The organism is Pseudovibrio flavus (genome assembly GCF_009711345.1).
Lineage (GTDB): Bacteria > Pseudomonadota > Alphaproteobacteria > Rhizobiales > Stappiaceae > Pseudovibrio > Pseudovibrio flavus.
In genome coordinates this window covers 308,574-326,680 of the sequence record NZ_SMMA01000066.1, presented here as the reverse complement: position 1 = coordinate 326,680, position 18,107 = coordinate 308,574, and the positions used below count along the sequence as shown (strand labels likewise).

At 53.4% G+C, this 18,107-nt stretch carries 20 protein-coding genes and 1 tRNA gene; 9 read left to right on the top strand and 12 right to left on the bottom strand.

Annotation, left to right across the window (positions count from 1 at the left end; all coding sequences use genetic code 11):
* Positions 1 to 176: 176 nt before the first annotated feature.
* Positions 177 to 1,898 carry an adenine deaminase gene (gene ade / locus E1162_RS18430; protein ID WP_155134551.1) on the bottom strand — a complete coding sequence of 574 codons (1,722 nt, stop codon included), beginning with the start codon at positions 1,896 to 1,898 and terminating at the stop codon, positions 177 to 179.
* 383 nt (positions 1,899 to 2,281) lie between these two features.
* Between ade and zwf the strand changes: the two genes are divergently transcribed.
* From zwf to E1162_RS18395, 7 genes are all read left to right on the top strand, one after another.
* A complete protein-coding gene (zwf, locus tag E1162_RS18425) occupies positions 2,282 to 3,748 on the top strand; it encodes a glucose-6-phosphate dehydrogenase (RefSeq protein WP_155134548.1) in 1,467 nt (488 codons plus the stop codon).
* 183 nt (positions 3,749 to 3,931) lie between these two features.
* A complete protein-coding gene (edd, locus tag E1162_RS18420) occupies positions 3,932 to 5,809 on the top strand; it encodes a phosphogluconate dehydratase (RefSeq protein ID WP_155134545.1) in 1,878 nt (625 codons plus the stop codon).
* A 2-nt stretch (positions 5,810 to 5,811) separates the two neighbouring features.
* Positions 5,812 to 6,453 (top strand): bifunctional 4-hydroxy-2-oxoglutarate aldolase/2-dehydro-3-deoxy-phosphogluconate aldolase, encoded by a 642-nt coding sequence (gene eda / locus E1162_RS18415; protein ID WP_155134542.1) that lies wholly within the window; start codon positions 5,812 to 5,814, stop codon positions 6,451 to 6,453.
* 176 nt (positions 6,454 to 6,629) lie between these two features.
* Positions 6,630 to 8,258, top strand: a complete 1,629-nt coding sequence (gene pgi / locus E1162_RS18410; RefSeq protein ID WP_155134539.1) for a glucose-6-phosphate isomerase — start codon at positions 6,630 to 6,632, stop codon at positions 8,256 to 8,258.
* 122 nt (positions 8,259 to 8,380) lie between these two features.
* On the top strand, positions 8,381 to 8,647 hold the full coding sequence (locus E1162_RS18405; protein ID WP_155134536.1) for a YMGG-like glycine zipper-containing protein: 267 nt from the start codon (positions 8,381 to 8,383) through the stop codon (positions 8,645 to 8,647).
* A 212-nt stretch (positions 8,648 to 8,859) separates the two neighbouring features.
* A complete protein-coding gene (locus E1162_RS18400) occupies positions 8,860 to 9,123 on the top strand; it encodes a YMGG-like glycine zipper-containing protein (RefSeq protein WP_155134533.1) in 264 nt (87 codons plus the stop codon).
* 123 nt (positions 9,124 to 9,246) lie between these two features.
* Positions 9,247 to 9,792 (top strand): GNAT family N-acetyltransferase, encoded by a 546-nt coding sequence (locus E1162_RS18395; protein ID WP_155134530.1) that lies wholly within the window; start codon positions 9,247 to 9,249, stop codon positions 9,790 to 9,792.
* A 108-nt stretch (positions 9,793 to 9,900) separates the two neighbouring features.
* Here the strand turns inward: E1162_RS18395 and ald are convergent, their stop codons facing one another.
* Positions 9,901 to 11,022: an alanine dehydrogenase gene (gene ald, locus E1162_RS18390; RefSeq protein ID WP_155134527.1), complete on the bottom strand. Its 1,122-nt coding sequence runs from the start codon at positions 11,020 to 11,022 to the stop codon at positions 9,901 to 9,903.
* 169 nt (positions 11,023 to 11,191) lie between these two features.
* On the opposite strand from ald, the gene E1162_RS18385 reads away from it, so the two are divergent.
* Both E1162_RS18385 and E1162_RS18380 read left to right on the top strand, forming a co-directional pair.
* Positions 11,192 to 11,659, top strand: coding sequence for an Lrp/AsnC family transcriptional regulator (locus tag E1162_RS18385; RefSeq protein WP_155134524.1), 468 nt, complete (start codon positions 11,192 to 11,194; stop codon positions 11,657 to 11,659).
* Between the two features lie 104 nt (positions 11,660 to 11,763).
* Complete coding sequence (locus tag E1162_RS18380) at positions 11,764 to 12,639, top strand: SMP-30/gluconolactonase/LRE family protein (RefSeq protein WP_371312015.1); 876 nt, start codon at positions 11,764 to 11,766, stop codon at positions 12,637 to 12,639.
* Positions 12,640 to 12,657: 18 nt separating this feature from the next.
* Here E1162_RS18380 and trhO read toward each other — a convergent pair whose 3' ends face one another.
* The 10 genes from trhO to E1162_RS18330 form a co-directional block, all read right to left on the bottom strand.
* The gene (gene trhO, locus E1162_RS18375; RefSeq protein ID WP_155134518.1) at positions 12,658 to 13,473 is read right to left on the bottom strand and encodes an oxygen-dependent tRNA uridine(34) hydroxylase TrhO; all 816 of its coding nucleotides are present in this window, start codon (positions 13,471 to 13,473) and stop codon (positions 12,658 to 12,660) included.
* Between the two features lie 156 nt (positions 13,474 to 13,629).
* Positions 13,630 to 13,959, bottom strand: coding sequence for a RebB family R body protein (locus tag E1162_RS18370; RefSeq protein WP_155134515.1), 330 nt, complete (start codon positions 13,957 to 13,959; stop codon positions 13,630 to 13,632).
* Positions 13,960 to 14,084: 125 nt separating this feature from the next.
* Entirely contained in the window at positions 14,085 to 14,405 is a 321-nt protein-coding gene (locus E1162_RS18365) for a RebB family R body protein (protein WP_155134512.1), read from the bottom strand.
* A 111-nt stretch (positions 14,406 to 14,516) separates the two neighbouring features.
* Positions 14,517 to 15,119 (bottom strand): hypothetical protein, encoded by a 603-nt coding sequence (locus tag E1162_RS18360; RefSeq protein ID WP_155134509.1) that lies wholly within the window; start codon positions 15,117 to 15,119, stop codon positions 14,517 to 14,519.
* Positions 15,070 to 15,453 (bottom strand): hypothetical protein, encoded by a 384-nt coding sequence (locus tag E1162_RS18355; RefSeq protein ID WP_155134506.1) that lies wholly within the window; start codon positions 15,451 to 15,453, stop codon positions 15,070 to 15,072. Before E1162_RS18355 ends, E1162_RS18360 begins: the two co-directional genes overlap by 50 nt.
* Positions 15,454 to 15,488: 35 nt before the next feature.
* The gene (locus E1162_RS18350; RefSeq protein WP_155134503.1) at positions 15,489 to 15,668 is read right to left on the bottom strand and encodes a hypothetical protein; all 180 of its coding nucleotides are present in this window, start codon (positions 15,666 to 15,668) and stop codon (positions 15,489 to 15,491) included.
* 18 nt (positions 15,669 to 15,686) lie between these two features.
* Positions 15,687 to 16,628: a hypothetical protein gene (locus E1162_RS18345; RefSeq protein ID WP_155134500.1), complete on the bottom strand. Its 942-nt coding sequence runs from the start codon at positions 16,626 to 16,628 to the stop codon at positions 15,687 to 15,689.
* A gap of 43 nt (positions 16,629 to 16,671) precedes the next feature.
* Positions 16,672 to 16,905, bottom strand: coding sequence for a RebB family R body protein (locus E1162_RS18340; RefSeq protein ID WP_155134496.1), 234 nt, complete (start codon positions 16,903 to 16,905; stop codon positions 16,672 to 16,674).
* Between the two features lie 71 nt (positions 16,906 to 16,976).
* Positions 16,977 to 17,540, bottom strand: coding sequence for an RNA polymerase sigma factor (locus E1162_RS18335; protein WP_155134493.1), 564 nt, complete (start codon positions 17,538 to 17,540; stop codon positions 16,977 to 16,979).
* 407 nt (positions 17,541 to 17,947) lie between these two features.
* A tRNA-Lys gene (locus E1162_RS18330) sits at positions 17,948 to 18,022 on the bottom strand.
* Between the last annotated feature and the right edge of the window lie 85 nt (positions 18,023 to 18,107).

The window sequence follows — 18,107 nt, the reverse complement described above, 5'->3', positions numbered from 1 at the left end:
CCGGCAGGCGTCAAACTCCATAGAGTCTCGCCCGCGACCTCCTCCAAAGCGCGGGCACCCCTACCTAGCATAGGTTAATTACTAACCAGAGTGCGCCACCCTACCGAAAACGTCAACTACACCTAATAGGCTAATTCCTTAGATTTCGAGGAACCGGACCGAACGTTTTGAGGGCGCTAGTGCTCCAGCAGGCAAAAAGCGTCCACATCAAACAGGCCCTTATCAGTGATTTTCAAATGCGGTATAACCGGAAGCGGCAGGAAAGCCACCTGAAGGAACGGCTCCGGCAAGGTACAACCGATTGCAACCGCCGATTCCCGCAGCGCTTCCAGTGCCTCGCGCACGTCCTCATAACTCTCCAAGCTCATCAATCCGGCAAGGGGCAGTGCCAACTCGGCCATTACGCCATTTTCATCCGCAACCACAAAGCCACCTTTGAGGTCTTGCAAGCGGTTAACAGCAATCGCCATCGCCTCCTCACTCGCACCAACGACGCAGATGTTGTGGCTGTCATGACCGACGGATGAAGCAATCGCGCCGCGCTTCAAGCCAAAGCCATGAACAAAGCTAACCGCGATATTGCCGTTCTTTCCATGGCGCTCGACGACAGAAACCTTCACTACGTCCTGACTGACATCCACAAGGCTTTGATTGCCTTGAACCGGAAGCACACGCTTTTCATGGAAGGTAAGAATAAGACCGGCCTTAACGCCGATTACAGATTGCTCACCTTGGCGCGCTGGAACCATAAAGTCTGCCGCCGAAACCGTTGGCGCATGGCAGCTATCTGTCAAACCATCCGGCTCAACAATGGCTCGTGCATCAAACAGAGCCGGCTCCACGGGCCTGCCACCACTCACCACCCTAGATACGGCGCAGCTTTCCAGATCATCCAGCAGCACAATGTCGGCCCGCCATCCTGGAGCCAGCAAACCGCAATCCTTCAAGCCAAATGCATTAGCAGCAGACCAACTTGCGGCACGGTAAACATCACGAGGCGCTGCACCATGGGCAATCAAACGGCGGATCATGCAATCCAGATGTCCCTCCTCCGCGATATCAAGCGGGTTCCGGTCATCGGTGCAAAGGCAGATGAAGCTGGAGCGCTCTGGCGTCAAGATAGAAGCCAGCGCATCAAGGTCCTTGGATACCGACCCTTCCCGAATGAGGATCGTCATTCCCTTTGAAAGCTTCTCCAGCGCCTCTTCCGCTGAGGTCGCCTCATGATCGGTCCTAATGCCCGCGGCAAGATAACCGTTTAGATTCATACCCCGCAGAAGCGGTGCGTGGCCATCTATATGCTCCCCTTGAAAAGCTTCCAGTTTGCGCAGCACATTATCATCAGCTGCAAGCACCCCGGGAAAGTTCATGAACTCCGCCAGTCCGATAACCTTTTCATGGTCCTTGAAGGGCAGAAGATCCTCAATCTCAAGACGGGCACCAGCAGTTTCAAACTCAGTAGCAGGAACACAGGAAGACAGGTTAACGCGAAGGTCCATCACCGTTTCCTGAGCGCATTTAAGGAAGTACTCAATCCCGGCAGACCCTAGCACGTTGGCAATCTCGTGCGGATCGCAAATAGCAGTCGTCACACCATGAGGAAGTACACACCGATCAAACTCGAACGGCGTAACGAGTGAGGATTCAACATGCAGGTGTGTATCAATAAATCCGGGAACCGCGATCTTGCCTGAGCAATCAATCTCCCGTTTTCCGCTATACGTCGCGTGCGTCCCCACAATCCTGTCGCCAACAATGGCGATATCAGTCACTGTGGTGCTGCCATCCATGACGCTAAACAAACCAACATTTTTTAGAACAAGATCTGCAGGTTCTGCTCCCTTCCCTGCAAAGATTGCTGCTTTCAAAAAACGAGCTGTTGTAGTTGGTTTGCCCATGGAGCCCCTCATAGCGTTTATACCTACGCGTATTTGAAGCACATCCCACGCCCAAGGAAAACAGGTTGTTAGCAATTATTTGCCAATGCAGCGCCTTCCACTGACACGAATATATTTGCAACGGGTGCTTGAGATGCCCGTTATAATTCTGTAACGGAGGCGCTGTAATGGCCAAGGTAACGCACCTTCGCCAGCTCAACTCAGTGGTTTAATTTTCTAGAAAATATAGGCAGCACCTCTTGCTTTTCGCGATGGGCCGAAGCATTAAGTGGCAATTACGCATTAAAACGTACACGCCATTTAAATCGGTTTAAGGATTTTTCCTGATAACCAATACCGAAGAGACAAAGAGATTGCCATCATCAGGAAGTGAAGGAATCCAGATGCCCGCTCAACTCACTGACGTCCCGTCATTTGACCTCGTAGTTTTTGGAGGTACGGGAGATCTGGCACACAGAAAGCTGCTTCCAGCTCTGTACTACCGCGAATTGGGCAATCAAATTCCGACGGATGCACGCATCATTGCAGTTTCCCGCCGCAACATTAGCTCGGAAGAATACCGCAACTGGGCACTCAACGCGCTGAACGACCACCTCGACGAAATCGACGACGATATCATGGCGCGTTTTCTGGAGCGCGTTCAGTATGTCAGCGTTGATGTAAGCGCCAACACCGGCTGGGAAAATCTAGAGACCGCACTTGCAGGCCGTGAAGACGTCGTCCGCGCATTCTACCTCTCTGTTTCTCCTGATCTTTTCGGCACAATCTGTTCTGCTATCGGTTCCCACGGCCTTATCACCGACAAGACCCGTGTGACCATTGAAAAGCCAATCGGCAAGAACGGCACTTCAGCTCACGAACTCAACGAGACAATCGGCTCGGTATTCAAGGAAGAACAGATCTTCCGCATCGACCACTACCTCGGCAAAGAAACCGTTCAGAACCTTATGGCTCTGCGCTTTGCAAACGCGATGTTCGAGCCGCTTTGGAACTCGACCCACATTGATCACGTCCAGATCACAGTGGCAGAAACCCTTGGCGTTGAAAGTCGCGCTGGCTACTACGACACTGCAGGCGCGCTGCGCGATATGGTGCAGAACCACCTGCTGCAGCTTCTCTGCCTTGTTGCCATGGAACCGCCTGAGTCCATGCATGCAGACAGCGTTCGCGATGAAAAACTTAAAGTTCTCAAGGCGCTTAAGCCAATGGATGCCAGCGGTGTAGCACGCAACACCGTTCGCGGTCAGTACCGCGCAGGTGCTTCGGCAGGCGGTGCGGTTTCCGGTTACCTTCAGGAGCTGGGCAAAGACCACTCCAACACCGAAACCTTCGTCGCAGCAAAGCTGGAAATCGCAAACTGGCGCTGGGGCAGCGTGCCGTTCTACCTCAGAACCGGCAAACGCCTCGCGAACCGCATTTCTGAAATCGTCATTCAGTTCCGCGATCTACCGCACTCCATCTTCCCAGAGGATGCTGGCACGATCAAAGCGAACCAGCTTGTAATCCGCCTTCAGCCTGATGAGGGCGTTAAGATGAAGGTGATGATTAAGGACCCAAGCTCCAGCAACATGCGCCTTCGCGAAGTGTCACTGGATATGTCCTTCGCAGCGACCTTCAACGTGCGCAACCCAGACGCCTATGAGCGCCTGTTGATGGACATGATCCGCGGCAACCAGACTCTGTTCATGCGCCGCGATGAGGTTGAAGCCGCTTGGGCATGGATTGACCCAATCCTCAAGCATTGGGGCAATGATCGTGAGCCTCCAAAGGGTTACACCTCCGGCACTTGGGGCCCTTCTGCCTCCATCGCTCTCATCGAGCGCGACGGCCGTACCTGGCACGAAGAATAATATATTTGGCGCCCGCACCACCAATGCGGGCGTCCCCTAGTTCCCAGCAACAAAAAAACACGGTACAACTAGAAAGTCACAAATCTAAATCGATTTAAAATCGGATATAGAACCTCAATCAGCACTAAGCAGAGCCCGCTCAAAACAATTCTACAGAGTGGTTTGCCTGAGGGAGTCCTACGCATGTCCATCAATGCTCGAGTTGGCGAAGTCACAGAGCGCATCATCAAACGAAGCCGCGACAGCCGTTCCGCTTACGTGGAAAGAATGCAACAGGCCATAATGAACAAGCCGCGCCGAACCTCCCTTGGCTGCGCTAACTTGGCCCACGGTTTTGCCGCCTGCCCTATCGGCGAGAAGAATGCACTTTCCGGCGAGGTTGTACCTAACCTCGGTATTATCACCTCCTACAACGATATGCTTTCAGCGCATCAGCCTTATGAGCGCTACCCAGAACTGATCAGAAAAGCTGCCGCTGAAGTTGGCGCAGTTGCACAGGTTGCAGGCGGCGTGCCTGCTATGTGTGATGGCGTTACTCAAGGCTTCCCGGGTATGGACCTCTCGCTGTTCTCCCGTGATGTTATCGGCATGTCCACGGCCATTGGCCTTTCCCACGATATGTATGACGCTGCTGTTTTCCTCGGCGTTTGCGATAAGATCGTACCGGGCCTTGCCATTGGCGCGTTGACGTTCTCTCACCTGCCAGCGGTCTTTATTCCCGCAGGCCCAATGCCATCAGGCATTTCCAACGAAGATAAATCCCACACTCGCCAGCTTTATGCTGAAGGCAAAGTGGGACGCGCCGAATTGCTTGCCTCTGAAAGCGCTGCCTATCATTCTCCGGGCACCTGCACCTTCTATGGCACAGCGAACTCAAACCAGATGCTGATGGAAATTATGGGCCTGCATATGCCGGGTTCTTCTTTCGTCAATCCAAATACCCCGCTGCGCGATGCTCTCACCAAGCAGGCTGTTAAGCGTGCTTTGTCCATCACGGCACTCGGCAACGAGTATATCCCGATCGGCAAGATCATCGATGAGCGCGCTATCGTAAACGGTGTTGTCGGCCTTCACGCAACGGGTGGCTCGACCAACCACACAATGCACTTGGTGGCGATTGCAGCAGCTGCAGGTATTACGCTGACTTGGGACGATATCTCTGATCTGTCCGATATCATCCCGCTGCTCACCCGCGTTTACCCGAACGGCCAAGAAGATGTGAACGCATTCCAAGCCGCTGGTGGCATGGGCTTCTTGATGCGCGAACTTCTGGATGCAGGTCTGCTCCATGAAGACGTAACCACGGTTAACGGCAAAGGCCTGCGCCAGTACACTGTGGAAGCAAACCTTGCTGACGATGAGCAAGTCGAGCTGGTGCAAGTGCCGGAAGTTTCCCGTAAGCCTGCTGTACTGACCACCTACGACAAGCCGTTCCAGAAGAGCGGCGGCCTCAAGGTTCTTTCCGGCAACTTGGGCAAGGCAGTTATCAAGATCTCTGCCGTTAAGCCTGATCAGCATATTATTGAGGCTCCTGCCCGCGTTTTCCACACACAGGAAGCGTTCCTTAAGGCTTTTTCCGACAATGAGCTGAACTGCGACATGATCGCCGTTGTTCGCTTCATGGGTCCAAAAGCCTGCGGCATGCCGGAGGCCCACAAACTCACACCTGCCCTAGGGGTTTTGCAAGGCAGAGGCTATAAAGTCGCACTTGTAACCGATGGACGCATGTCTGGCGCCAGTGGTAAAATCCCTGCAGCAATCCATGTCACACCGGAAGCTGCCGCAGGCGGTTTGATCGGTAAAATCAAAGATGGTGACATTATTAGGCTTGATGCTGTAAAGGGCACTCTTGACGTTCTTGTTTCCTATCGGGAACTGGATGCCCGCAGGCCCGCCACCACCAATTTTGCAGCAAATGCAGCAGGAACGGGCCGCGAACTCTTTGCAGCCTTCCGTGCGGTTGTCAGCTCGGCCGATACTGGCGCCCGTACATTTGGAATGGACATGCCAAAAACAAGTGAAACCAAAGCTGGAAGCCCCAGCCAAATGGAGACAATATAACTATGGCTCAGAATATCGAGCGTGTAGAAGCTGTCATGACCGCAGCTCCAGTCATTCCTGTACTGGTTGTTGACGACCCGAAGAAAGCAGTTCCAATGGCGCGCGCTCTCGTGAAGGGCGGTCTTCCTGGCATCGAAATCACTCTGCGTACCCCAAATGCTCTGGAATGTATCCGCGCAGTTGCAGCAGAAGTTGAAGGTGCTCTGGTTGGCGCTGGTACCGTTCTCGACCACGCACAGTACGAAGCCGCTGTTAAAGCTGGCTCCACCTTCATCGTATCTCCAGGCGCAACCGACAACCTGTTCAAAGCAGCAGAAGACTTCCCAGAAGTTCCACTGCTTCCAGGTGTGTCTACCGCTTCTGAAGTTATGTACGCTCTGGAAGCTGGCTACCAGCGTCTGAAGTTCTTCCCAGCAGTTCCTGCTGGCGGCATTCCAATGCTTAAAGGTCTTGCTTCCCCACTGGCAGCAGCAAAGTTCTGCCCAACCGGTGGCATCAGCCTTCAGAACGCTCGCGACTTCCTTGCATGCCCTAACGTACTTTGCGTTGGCGGCTCTTGGATTGCAGATTCCAAAGCAATCGACGAAGAAGACTGGGCTGGCATCGAAGAGCGTGCCCGCGCAGCAGCAGCACTGACTGCTTAATTTTAAGAAAAAGAAAGAACCAGAGTTTCCCCTCTGGTTCTTTTTTTAGCCTAATTTTCCAGCGTAAGATTGAAGGGGCAACAGAACCCCTAAAGCCGAAACCGGCTCTCTGCGTTGGTCTTAGGACCAAATCATTTTAGCTGTTTTAAAAGAAATCAATCCTCCGGAGCTTTCACATGTCCACCACAGGTATCTGGGAAAAACTCGCCAACCACGAAAAGCAACTTGCAAGAACGCCGCTTAAGTCCCTTTTCGAAAGCGACCCGGAACGGTTCTCCAAGTTCACCCGCTCCCTGGATGATCTGCTGATCGACTTTTCCAAGAACCACATCACCGAGGAAACTCTGGACCTCCTGCTGGAGCTTGCAGCCGCTGCCGATGTTGAGGCAAAGCGCGACGCGATGCTCGCAGGTCAAAAAATCAACACCACCGAAAACCGTTCTGTGCTCCACACAGCGCTCCGCAATGCTTCGGATCGTCCCGTTCTGGTCGATGGTAACGATGTGATGCCGCAGGTTCGTGAAGTGCTGCAGTCTATGGGCACCTTTGCAAATGGCATTCGTAGCGGCGAGTTGAAAGGCGCAACCGGTAAAGCCATCACCGACGTGATCAACATCGGCATCGGCGGTTCGGACCTTGGCCCTGTTATGGCAACGCTTGCTCTTGCACCGTACCATGACGGCCCGAAAATGCATTTCGTATCCAACGTAGACGGTGCGCACATTGCCGACACCCTCAAGACGCTGGATCCAGCAACGACCCTCGTAATCGTTGCAAGTAAAACCTTCACCACTATTGAAACCATGACCAACGCGGCAACCGCTCGCAAGTGGATTGCTGAAACCCTTGGCGAAGACGCTGTTGGTGCACACTTTGCAGCCGTTTCCACCGCGCTAGACAAAGTCGCGGCGTTCGGCATTGGCGAAGAACGTGTCTTTGGTTTCTGGGACTGGGTTGGCGGTCGCTACTCCATCTGGTCTGCAATCGGCCTACCGCTGATGATTGCAATCGGACCGGAAAACTTCTCCCGCTTCCTCGATGGCGCACACTCCATGGACGAGCACTTCCGCACAGCACCTGCTGGCGAGAACCTGCCGATCCTCATGGGCCTTATCGGCGTTTGGCATCGCAACGTTAAAGACTATGCGACCCGCGCCGTTCTTCCTTACGACCAGCGCCTCTCCCGCCTGCCAGCTTATTTGCAGCAGCTGGATATGGAATCCAACGGCAAGCAGGTCACTAAAGAAGGCCGTCCAGTTGCTACCGCAACCGGTCCTGTCGTTTGGGGTGAGCCGGGTACAAACGGCCAGCACGCCTTCTACCAGCTCATCCATCAGGGCACCTCGGTTATTCCGTGCGAGTTCCTCGTTGGCATTCACAGCCACGAACCAGAGCTGAAGAACCACCAGAACCTGCTTCTTGCCAACTGCTTTGCTCAGAGCGAAGCGCTGCTTAAAGGCCGCTCCTTGAGCGAGGTTGAAGACAAGATGCGGGCTGACGGGGCAAACGAGAGCGAAGTTGTTAAACTTGCGCCTCAGAAAGTATTCCCGGGCAACCGCCCGTCGACAACAATCATCTACAAGCTTCTGGATCCGTTCACACTGGGCAGAATCATTGCTCTCTACGAGCACCGCGTCTTTGTTGAAGGCACGATCTGGAACATCAATTCTTTTGATCAATGGGGTGTCGAACTAGGTAAAGAGTTGGCAACACAACTTCTGCCAATGGTTGAAGGCGCGAATACAGCGAATAGTCGCGACAGCTCAACAGCAGGACTTGTGACTTATGTCCATAGTCTTCGTTAGGACTTAACTCGACCACACTTTAACCACGTTCCTACAGCAAGAACCCTGAGAAATTACTGTCGCCGTTAAGGGGTCGCAGCAGGCGTGCTGCGCATCGTGCGGCAGTGATACAGGAGAGAAAAATGAAAAAAATCGCACTTGTTTGCGCTGTGCTGCTGACTGTTGCTGGCTGCAACACCAACAACAAAGGTGACCGCACTCTGGCAGGCGCAGGTCTTGGCGCTGCAACCGGCGCTGCTATCGGCGCTGCTGGTGGTGACCGTAACGACGCTGTTCGTGGCGCTCTGATCGGTGGTCTTGCAGGCGGCATCCTTGGCCGCGCAACCGCACCTAAAAACTGCACCGCTTACGACCGTAACGGCCGTCCATACGCTGTAGCTTGCCCATAAGCAGCTCGCGCTAGCGGATTTAAAAGGCTCCCGTTTGGGGGCCTTTTTTTTATGAACGGCGACTTAACAGGCCGGCCATGCTGTGGGCCCATTTCTACTCACCCGTTTAACCACAAAACTGTTCTCATCACCTTGCCAATTTACGCCTGCCACACAGCAGGTTAGGCTGCACGCGGACCTTGGAGGTCGGGGGGATGATGAGGATATGATTGATGAAGAAGCTCGTAATCATCTCTGCCCTACTGCTTACAGTAGCCGCATGTAATTCCAATAACCCATCAGACCGTGCGCTCGTTGGCGGCGGCCTTGGCGCAGCCACAGGCGCAGCAATTGGCGCAGCAACCGGTGATGTTGGCGGAGCGGTAGCAGGTGCTGCCATCGGCGGCGTAGCAGGCGGTCTTTTGGGTGCAGCAACAACCCCGCGCCGCTGTGTAGGTTATGACCGTTACGGACGCGCCTACTACTACAACTGCTAAGCACTACAAGCTTTCGAGGTGATCAAGCATCGGCAGTCCTCGCGCTGGTTGTCTGCATAGCTGGACAACTAGCGGACTACGTTTCTACTATGCAAGCGCAAACGAGAAACTGCCGAGGCCACCTTGAACATAACTGATGATGCCCGCACAAGCGCTCCAACACTTACAACAACGCGCCTAATCCTGCGGGCCCATACCCGCTCAGACTGGCAGCATTGCAACGCCTTGTGGCAAGAGCCAGCCATCTATGAAAACATCACGGGAAGCCCCTGCACGCCAGACCAGAGCTGGGCCCGCTTGCTACGCTATGCTGGCCTTTGGAGCCTTTTGGGCTACGGCTATTGGGCTGTAGAGCTGAAAGAAACTGGCGCCTATGTGGGTGAAGTGGGCTTTGCGGATTTCAAGCGCATGATCGAGCCATCCATAGCCGGACACCCCGAAATGGGCTGGATCATCAGTTCCAAGTATCACGGCATCGGAATAGGCAAGGAAGCAACCGGTGCAGCAATTGGCTGGGCTCGTGAGCACCTGACCGGACAAACCGCAGTTGCGATCACTGGGCCGGACAACAAGGCCTCCATTGGGCTCGCCAAGTCACTTGGCTTCCACCCGCGCCTTCTTACAGAATTTGCAGGAGAGCCAACGCTCCTTCTAGAACAGGTACTCTAGTGGGGCCGCTAACAAAAATGCGCAGGCTCCCAAAGATGAGATCCTGCGCACATTTAAATCTATCAGCCTGCTCTAGTTGTATAGATCACCACACAACCAGTGGCGATCTTATTCGCTTGCCAGAGCGTCTTCTGGGCTGAGGTATTCGTAGCCGAGGTTGTCAGCAACCTCTTTCACAGTCACCTTGCCTTTGTAGACGTTGAGGCCCGGCAGGAAGCCCGGAATATCGGAGAGAGCCTGCTTGTAGCCTTTGTCGGCGAGAGCCAGAACGTATGGCAGAGTTGCGTTGTTCAGCGCGTAAGTGGAGGTGCGAGGAACTGCACCCGGCATGTTTGCAACGCAGTAGTGAACCACTTCATCAACGATGTAGGTTGGCTCCTGATGGGTGGTCGCGTGTGCAGTCTCAAAGCAGCCGCCCTGATCGATTGCAACGTCCACAACAACAGAACCCGGCTTCATCGCTTTGATGTGTTCAGCAGTAACAAGCTTAGGAGCTGCCGCACCTGCAACAAGAACAGCACCAATAACGAGGTCTGCGCTGGTTACATGCTCTTCAAGAGAAGCATTGGTGGAGTAAACGGTCTTCAGCGCCGCGCCAAACTGCTCGGAAAGAGCTGCAAGCACGTCAACGTTGCGATCCAGAACGGTCACGTCTGCGCCAAGGCCAAGAGCCATAGCAATTGCGTGGGAACCAACAACGCCGCCGCCGATCACAACAACCTTGGCAGGAGCAACACCCGGCACACCGCCGAGTAGAACACCGCAGCCGCCGTTTGCTTTTTGAAGCGCGGTAGCACCAGCCTGAATGGAAAGACGGCCAGCAACCTGAGACATAGGAGCCAGAAGCGGCAGACGGCCCTTGGCATCACGTACGGTCTCATAAGCAATGCAGACAGCGCCGGACTCAACAAGGTCCTTTGTCTGCTCTGGATCCGGAGCCAGATGCAGGTAGGTGAACAGCAGGTGATCAGGACGCAGCATTTTGCGCTCTACGGCCTGTGGCTCTTTCACCTTCACGATCATCTCTGCCATTTCGAAGACTTCGGCAGCAGTAGCAAGGATGGTTGCGCCAGCGGCCTGATAGTCGGCATCACTTGCACCAATACCAAGACCTGCGCCGGTTTCGACAACAACGGAATGGCCGTGGGAAACAACTTCGCGAACGCTGTCTGGTGTCAGACCAACGCGATACTCATGGTTTTTTATTTCTTTTGGAACACCTAAACGCATAACGCTCTCCTCCAACTGTCACGCAGCATTTCCGTAAAATTAATAGGGTAAATACTAATCGAAATGGCACGACATGTTCTTGCAAAGTCACGAAGACTCTGAAATATCTTGCAAGAATATTCGAATAAAAGACAGATAATTCGCAGATTATGCAAAAGATTGCCCACAAATGAAATTTGATCGCATTGACCAAAAAATCCTCGCCCACCTGCAAAACGATGCCCGCATTACAAATGCTCACCTATCTGAGAAGGTTGGCCTGTCTCCTTCCGCCTGCTTGCGCCGCGTAAAAGCGCTGGAAGAAGCTGGCGTTATCGACCGCTATGTTGCGCTACTAAACCCGCAAACGGTCGGACGTAACATGAGTGTATTCGTGGAAATTTCGCTCGGCTCTCAAGCCGAGGAAGTTCTGACGACCTTCGAGGAAGCGGTTCGTAAATCCAACGAGATCATGGAGTGTCATCTCATGGGCGGTGACGCAGATTATCTGCTTCGTATCGTGGCTAAGGACCCCAATGATTTCGAACGCATTCACCGCGATCACCTCACCCGCCTTCCCGGTGTTGTGAAGATGCGCTCATCTTTTGCGATCCGTTCAATCACAAGCCGAACAGCCTTTGTTCTGGAAGACAGCTAAAGCTACTAGCGTTATCCACCAGCGTTGCTCGACGCAGCGGCACTGGGCGGCTATAAACACTCACTATCCTTTTTCATTTTCTGAACCGACAGTGGAGCATACCCGTGAAACCGGAAATTACTGTTTTTCATAGGGGCAGCTATCAGCTTGCCGAAAGCGCGGTATGGGACGAGAAGTCCGGCACCCTTTACTTTGCCAATATTCTTGGATGTGAAATCCATGCCGTTGCTTGGGAAAGCGGCGTTCACGAGAGCTGGAAGTTTGAAAAGACAGTTGGCTCCTTCGGTCTATGCAAAGACGGCCGCCTTGTAGTCGCTCTGCATGACGAGGTTATTCTGTTTAATCCGGAAACAGAGGAACGCACCGTTCTTTGCCGGATCGAAGCAGATGATCCCCGCACCCGCCTCAACGACGGCAAGGTAGGCCCAGACGGCGCATTTTGGGTCGGCACTATGTGCGACAGCTCTCCACGTCAGGATATCGGCGCGCTCTACCGCGTAGCGCCAGACGGCACTGTCACCACTATCCAGACCGGCGTTCGCGTTTCCAACGGCTTGGGCTGGACGCAGGACGGCAAGACCATGTTCCACTCGGATTCAACCGATGCTTGGGTGGTGAAGTATGATTTTGACCCTGCAACGGGGGCAGCAACCAACCGCCGCGTCTACCTTCAACTCGACAACACTTTAGGCCGTCCAGACGGCGCATGTGTTGATGCTGATGGCAATTACTGGTCCGCAGGCGTATCAGCGGGCAACGTGAACTGCTTCTCCCCTGAGGGAGAACTGATGACATCCTACGAAATGCCTGTACCGCGCCCGACCATGCCATGTTTTGCAGGGCCGGACATGGATACGCTTGTCGTTACTTCCTTGCGCGATGGGCTGAGCGAAGAGCAGTTGGAAGAAGCGCCGCTCTCCGGTGACATTCTGGCATTCAAACCGGGCTTCAAAGGCTTCGCGCCGTTCCGCTTCGGCTAACTAGCCCACAAAAACGACTTAGGCAGCGGTCTCGTCATCGCTGCCTTCACCGCCTGCAAGCTGATAATCAGCTAGAATATGGCGGCTCTTTTCCGGAACATTCTTGCCCCACTGCGCTTCCAGCTTGTGATCGACCGAAACGCGGTCATCAAACACAAAGCAGTCGCCTTTCCAAAGGCTCTCTTCTTCCGGCACGGTTTCAAGGTAATTCAAAATACCGCCTTCAAGGTGGTAGACCTCCTCGAAACCCTCTTCCAACATGAGCGCTGTCGCCTTCTCGCAGCGAATTCCGCCGGTGCAGAACATTGCAACCTTTTTGCCCTTGGCATCCTTCAGCTCGTCAGCGGAGCGGACCCACTGAGGAAACTCGCGGAATGTCTGCGTATCAGGGTCAATGGCCCGCTCAAACGTACCAAACGCAACCTCATAGTCATTGCGGGTATCAATCACCACAGTGTCAGGGTCGGCAATAAGCTCGTTCCAGTCCTTCGGCTTTACATAGGTGCCTACGGTCTTGTTAGGGTCGATACCATCCACGCCCATGCGAACGATCTCTACTTTCAAGCGAACACGCATACGGCGAAACGGGATTTTATCGGACCAGCTCTCTTTATGTTCCAGATCCACCATACGTGGATCAGAACGAAGATATGAAAGCAACTCCCGAACGCCCTCTTCTGGACCACAAACCGTGCCGTTAATGCCTTCGCTTGCCAGCAACAAGCTGCCACGAACACCACGAGCAACGCAGTATTCCAAAAGAGGCTCCTTAAGGTTCTCGAAGTCTTCCAAGGGAGCGAATTTATAGAGGGCGGCAACCAGATACTGGGACATACGCTAAAGATCATCCATATTTATAGGGTTAAGTGCGTATAATCCTGTTTCCTGCAAATATCCAGTAGCCTTGAGGGTAAGAGAGAAAACGACAAACCCTCTCCCGCACGACTGCGAGAGAGGATCTGGTCGTAGAACCCCGCCAAACAAATAGGCTTAGCGACCACCGCTAAATGCGTTGAGAACAGTCAGCAAAGTGGTCAGGTTGTCAGCAGTACCGGACTGGGCAACTTTCTCGGTAGCGCCAGCGCCTGCCATAGTGTCCATGGAATAGATCTGCATAACGCCTTGGTTAGCAGCCGCCTGAGAAAGCGTATTCTGCTGCTGAGACGCAGACACCGCATTTTCAAAGAGGATGCTGGTTGAATGGGCCATGCTCTGGAAGATAGAGCCCATAGCCATTGCTGGCGCTTCACCCACGACCTTAACGTTGGACTGGGTAACAGCGTCGGTCACCATTGGGTTCACGGTGGTTGGATCGGCCATACTTTCACTCCATATTTTGTGAATTGAACTGGATTATCAAAGAGCCGCAAAGGTAAACGCAGGAAACAACTCAAAAGTATGGGCTTTGCGGCACGAACTACCTCCCTTGGGAGGAGAGAAAGCGCCTAGCTAAAGGCGTTCATTACGGTGAGCAGCGTTGCCAGATTGTCGGACTCGCCAGACTGGGCAACTTTTTCTGTAGCGCCCGCTCCCGACATCGTATCGAGAGAATAAATCTGCATGACGCCCTGATTAGCAGCAGCTTGTGCAAGGGTATTTTGCTGCTGAGCAGCTGAAACAGAATTTTCAAAAAGAATGCCGGTGGAATGGGCCATGCTCTGGTAAATCGAACCCATGGCCATAGCCGGAGCTTCTGCAACGACTTTCACATTCGCCTGTGTCACGGCATCCGTGATCATCGGGCTTACAGTTGTTGGATCTGCCATAACGTTTCTCCTCAGATCTTTGCTGGATAATTACAACTCAAAGGACGCAGAACTTGCAGAGGTGTGAAGGTTCAAAAACCCCGTAAATCTATGAAAATATGATGTAATTTTTCACTTCCGCATTCTACCAAGAGCCGCCCTGATTTCTTCAATTAGAGGCTGGATCTGTGCCTGAACTTCCTGATGGATAATGCGGCGCAGCTCGCTAGCCACCTGTAAAGCCATAGGGCTTGCTTGCACCATATGAGGCGTTTGCATTGGCTGTTGTCCCTGCATTGGCCTTGCCTGCATTTGCAGTTGCGGCTGCGGGGCTGCCTGCTGAACCGGAGTCGTAGGCTGCTGCATTTGCTGCTGGGTTGTGCCGCCACCTGCTACGCCTTGCTGACCAGTGTCACCAGCCGCTTGGCCGGTATTCGGCCTGCCACCACCGACGTCTATCTCGTCCAACAGAGAGTGGACCTCTTGCTCCACATCACTGTTAATGCGCTGAATAGCTAGGCTAACCTCTGCCACCGTCTTTTGAGCAGCATCGGCGATCTGCTCACTCGTCTTGTTCAGCTCTTCCTGCTGCTTGCGAATAGAAGCAAAGGCCTCCTTTAGCGTCGGAATTTGTTGGCTAAGATCAAGAAAGCTCTGGGCGTTCGCAGCAGAACCGGCTTCTCCCTCAGCGCCCGCAGCTTCTTCTGCGGTTTTTGTGGCGTCCTTTGCATTCATTGCTTCGCTCCGTGATGCTGACCTTTTCGGTGACTTCCATATCGACACTTTCTGAGATCTCCGCTTCAACCGTTTCCCGATCCAGCCCGCCGCCAAACTCCTCCATGGAGACTTCCGAACCCAAGGCTTCCTCAATGAAACGCCGCTCGCTCATGATTTCTTCGCCCTGACACAGACAGCCACGCGCTTTATTGAGGTACCAAAGCACTCCGGGAATGTGGCTTGGCACGGCCCGACTACGGCGGTTTCCCTTAATGGCAAGCACCCAGCTTTCCAGATGGGCAACAATGACCTCATCCAGCTCTTCCCGAATGTAAAAGATGTCCCGTTCCATTCGCTGTCTCCACGTCCTGCGAAAAGGCGAGCTGCCTAGCCCTGCTTTCGCTTTTTGAGAAATTGCGCCAGCATCAAAACCGAAAGCTGCTGTTTGAATGGAAGACCGAGAAGCTTTTTCATCGCCTCCTGCGCTTCCTTGCTTAAGCCTCCTACGGCCCCTTTTTCAGCCGGTGCACCATTCGTTTGCGCTTGGCCGTTTTCCTGCTCCTGCATTAGCTCACTCCTGCCCGCCTAAACCTTGGTTTTAGAGATGATCGCCGCAGCAGAAGTACCTGCCTGCTCACTAGCGGTTCCGTATGCAGAAATGGCTGCACTCACCATGCCCTGCAGCTCAGTCAAAGCTGCGGCATCAGCCCCCGCTGTTGCGGGTGAAGCCGCAATTTTGGCCGCGACGACCGCCTGCGCGGCTACCGCAATCTGCATGATGCTGTTCATATAGCTCTCTGCATTTTGCGTTGCATGTCCGGCCGTCTGTGTGGCCATCACGTCCGCAGGAACAGAAATTAACTGGCTGCTATAGCTAGAGTTTTCCGCATTAGAGAGCTGCGCAGCCTGCACTATCTGGGCATTCAGCGCAGATGTATCGGGTTGCGATGGCGTATCGGCCATATCAGCCTCCTCTTCCTTTCCCGATGGCGGCTCACGACCTCCGGAGCCTCCATCATTTCCTTGCTCGCCCGTCCCACCTAGCCGCGCTTCCGGCGAAGACTTTGCTTTGCCTGTTGCCTTAGATCCCGATGACTTCGGAGCCGCAGTTTGAAGTGCAGGCGCTTCATCAGGATGCCTAGTCTTGCTGTCTGGCTCGGCTATCAACGCATCCTGATAGGCCGATGTAATAGGCTTTTCCGAAGCATCTGGAGAGGTTACCTCCTCGCTTCCAGCCAAACGGGACGCTGCTTGTGCGGCCACCTGTTTTGCTGCCTGATGCGCTCTGGCGTAAACATGCCTTGCGCGCTCACTCTCTTCTTCGGGCAAGGCATCGAAGCCTAAGCCGTCAATATCTTCAGCCTCGACCGAGCGGGAGAAGGATAGTTGAACCTCCTCATCCCCGCTTTGCCCAAGCTGCCGCTTAACCTCTACAGCTTCCAGAAGCTCTTTTATGAACTCCCTCCGCCGGATCGCGGCACGCTCGTAATCCGTAGCGCCTGAGCGCACGCCCTTCTCGTTCTCCATTGACACTACGCCCCCCGTCGCGCCTTAGAGAGAAATGATCAAGTTACGACTTGGAGCCGATCTCCATGATCAACTGCACACCCTTGGAGACCACGGCTGTGGTGACCTGGTTCATCGCCTGCTGAGAGTGTGTCGCGTTCTGAACGGAAAGCCCTGTAGCGCTACTAACCACCTGATAGAGGCTTGCCATCGCCTGCGCCGGAGCCTCTGCCACCACCTTCACATTGGTCTGCGTAACCGCATCAGTTATCTGCGCATTTACGGTATCGTCTGCCATGATATTGCCCTTACCTGATTGCTAAACCTTAAGACGTGCTCCACCTGAAGCTGTGAACGGGAAAACCAAGATTAATAGCCAACAGAGGCCCTTAGTTTTTGCCTGAGAAATTGCACCCGCTTGCGAGCGAGCGCCTGCGATATTTCCAGTTCCTCGGAAATTTCCGGATAACCCTTCTCCTCGACGAATTTCAGAGAGAAAATTCGCTGATAAACCTCCGGCAACCGAACCAACGCAGCTTGAAGTTGCTCCAACTGCTCCCTCTGCAAGAGCTTTTCGTCCTGTTGAACGTTCTGGGCATCCTCAACAGCAAACCGGTCTTCATAAACGTCAATTCCGCCAATCCGGTACTGGGCCTCGTTTTTCTTCTTCCGGTACTGGCTGATGAATTCATTCTTCAGCGCATAAAGGAAAAAGGCTCGTGGCTCGCGCAGCTCAACAGGCTTGCCGTCAAAGTGGTTGGCGACCTTCAATATGGTCGCAGAGAGCAGATCTTCAGCAGCGTCAGCATCGCCGCCAGTAAGTCTAAGTGCACGTCCAAAAAGTTGAGGACGACATTGCACCCATCCCTGCCATAGATAAGAAAGCGCATAGCTGCGCGCTTGCTCCAGACATTCTCTGTTTGAAGTCAACATTTACCGCACCTACTTTTCCAATATTCGGACAAAGCGGGATCGATCGCGGAAAAATACTTAACGCGCCAAGTATATAATTACGTATTGATGGATCGAAGCCCTAGAAGAACTCTTAATACTGAAACTATACGTAGATACTTCACACAGCAGGAGCGGGTTGAAAATCAATGCAATCTCATAGGTTGTGTAAATAAATACATACAACCCGATAATAAGCCATGCACTTAGGTGACTTTATCGCATTCTTTTCAATGAGATAGGGAAATCGGAACTCAACCTGAGAAAATGACCGATGAATAATTTCAGGTTGTATTTTTGCTGTTAACAACCAAAAACGACAGTTCACAAGGCTGCAAAGCCGCGAACAGATCAATCAAATGTACTTGGGAAGGCTTGGAGAAGGAGAATGGTGAGTGCACACGGGTTCGAACCGTGGACCTACTGATTAAAAGTCGTTGCTCTACCAGCTGAGCTATGCACTCATTCCATGATAATTCACGCCGAAAAGGGATCGGCTTGGAATGTTCTATCCAAAAAGTTTGGATAAGGTGGTGAGTGCACACGGGC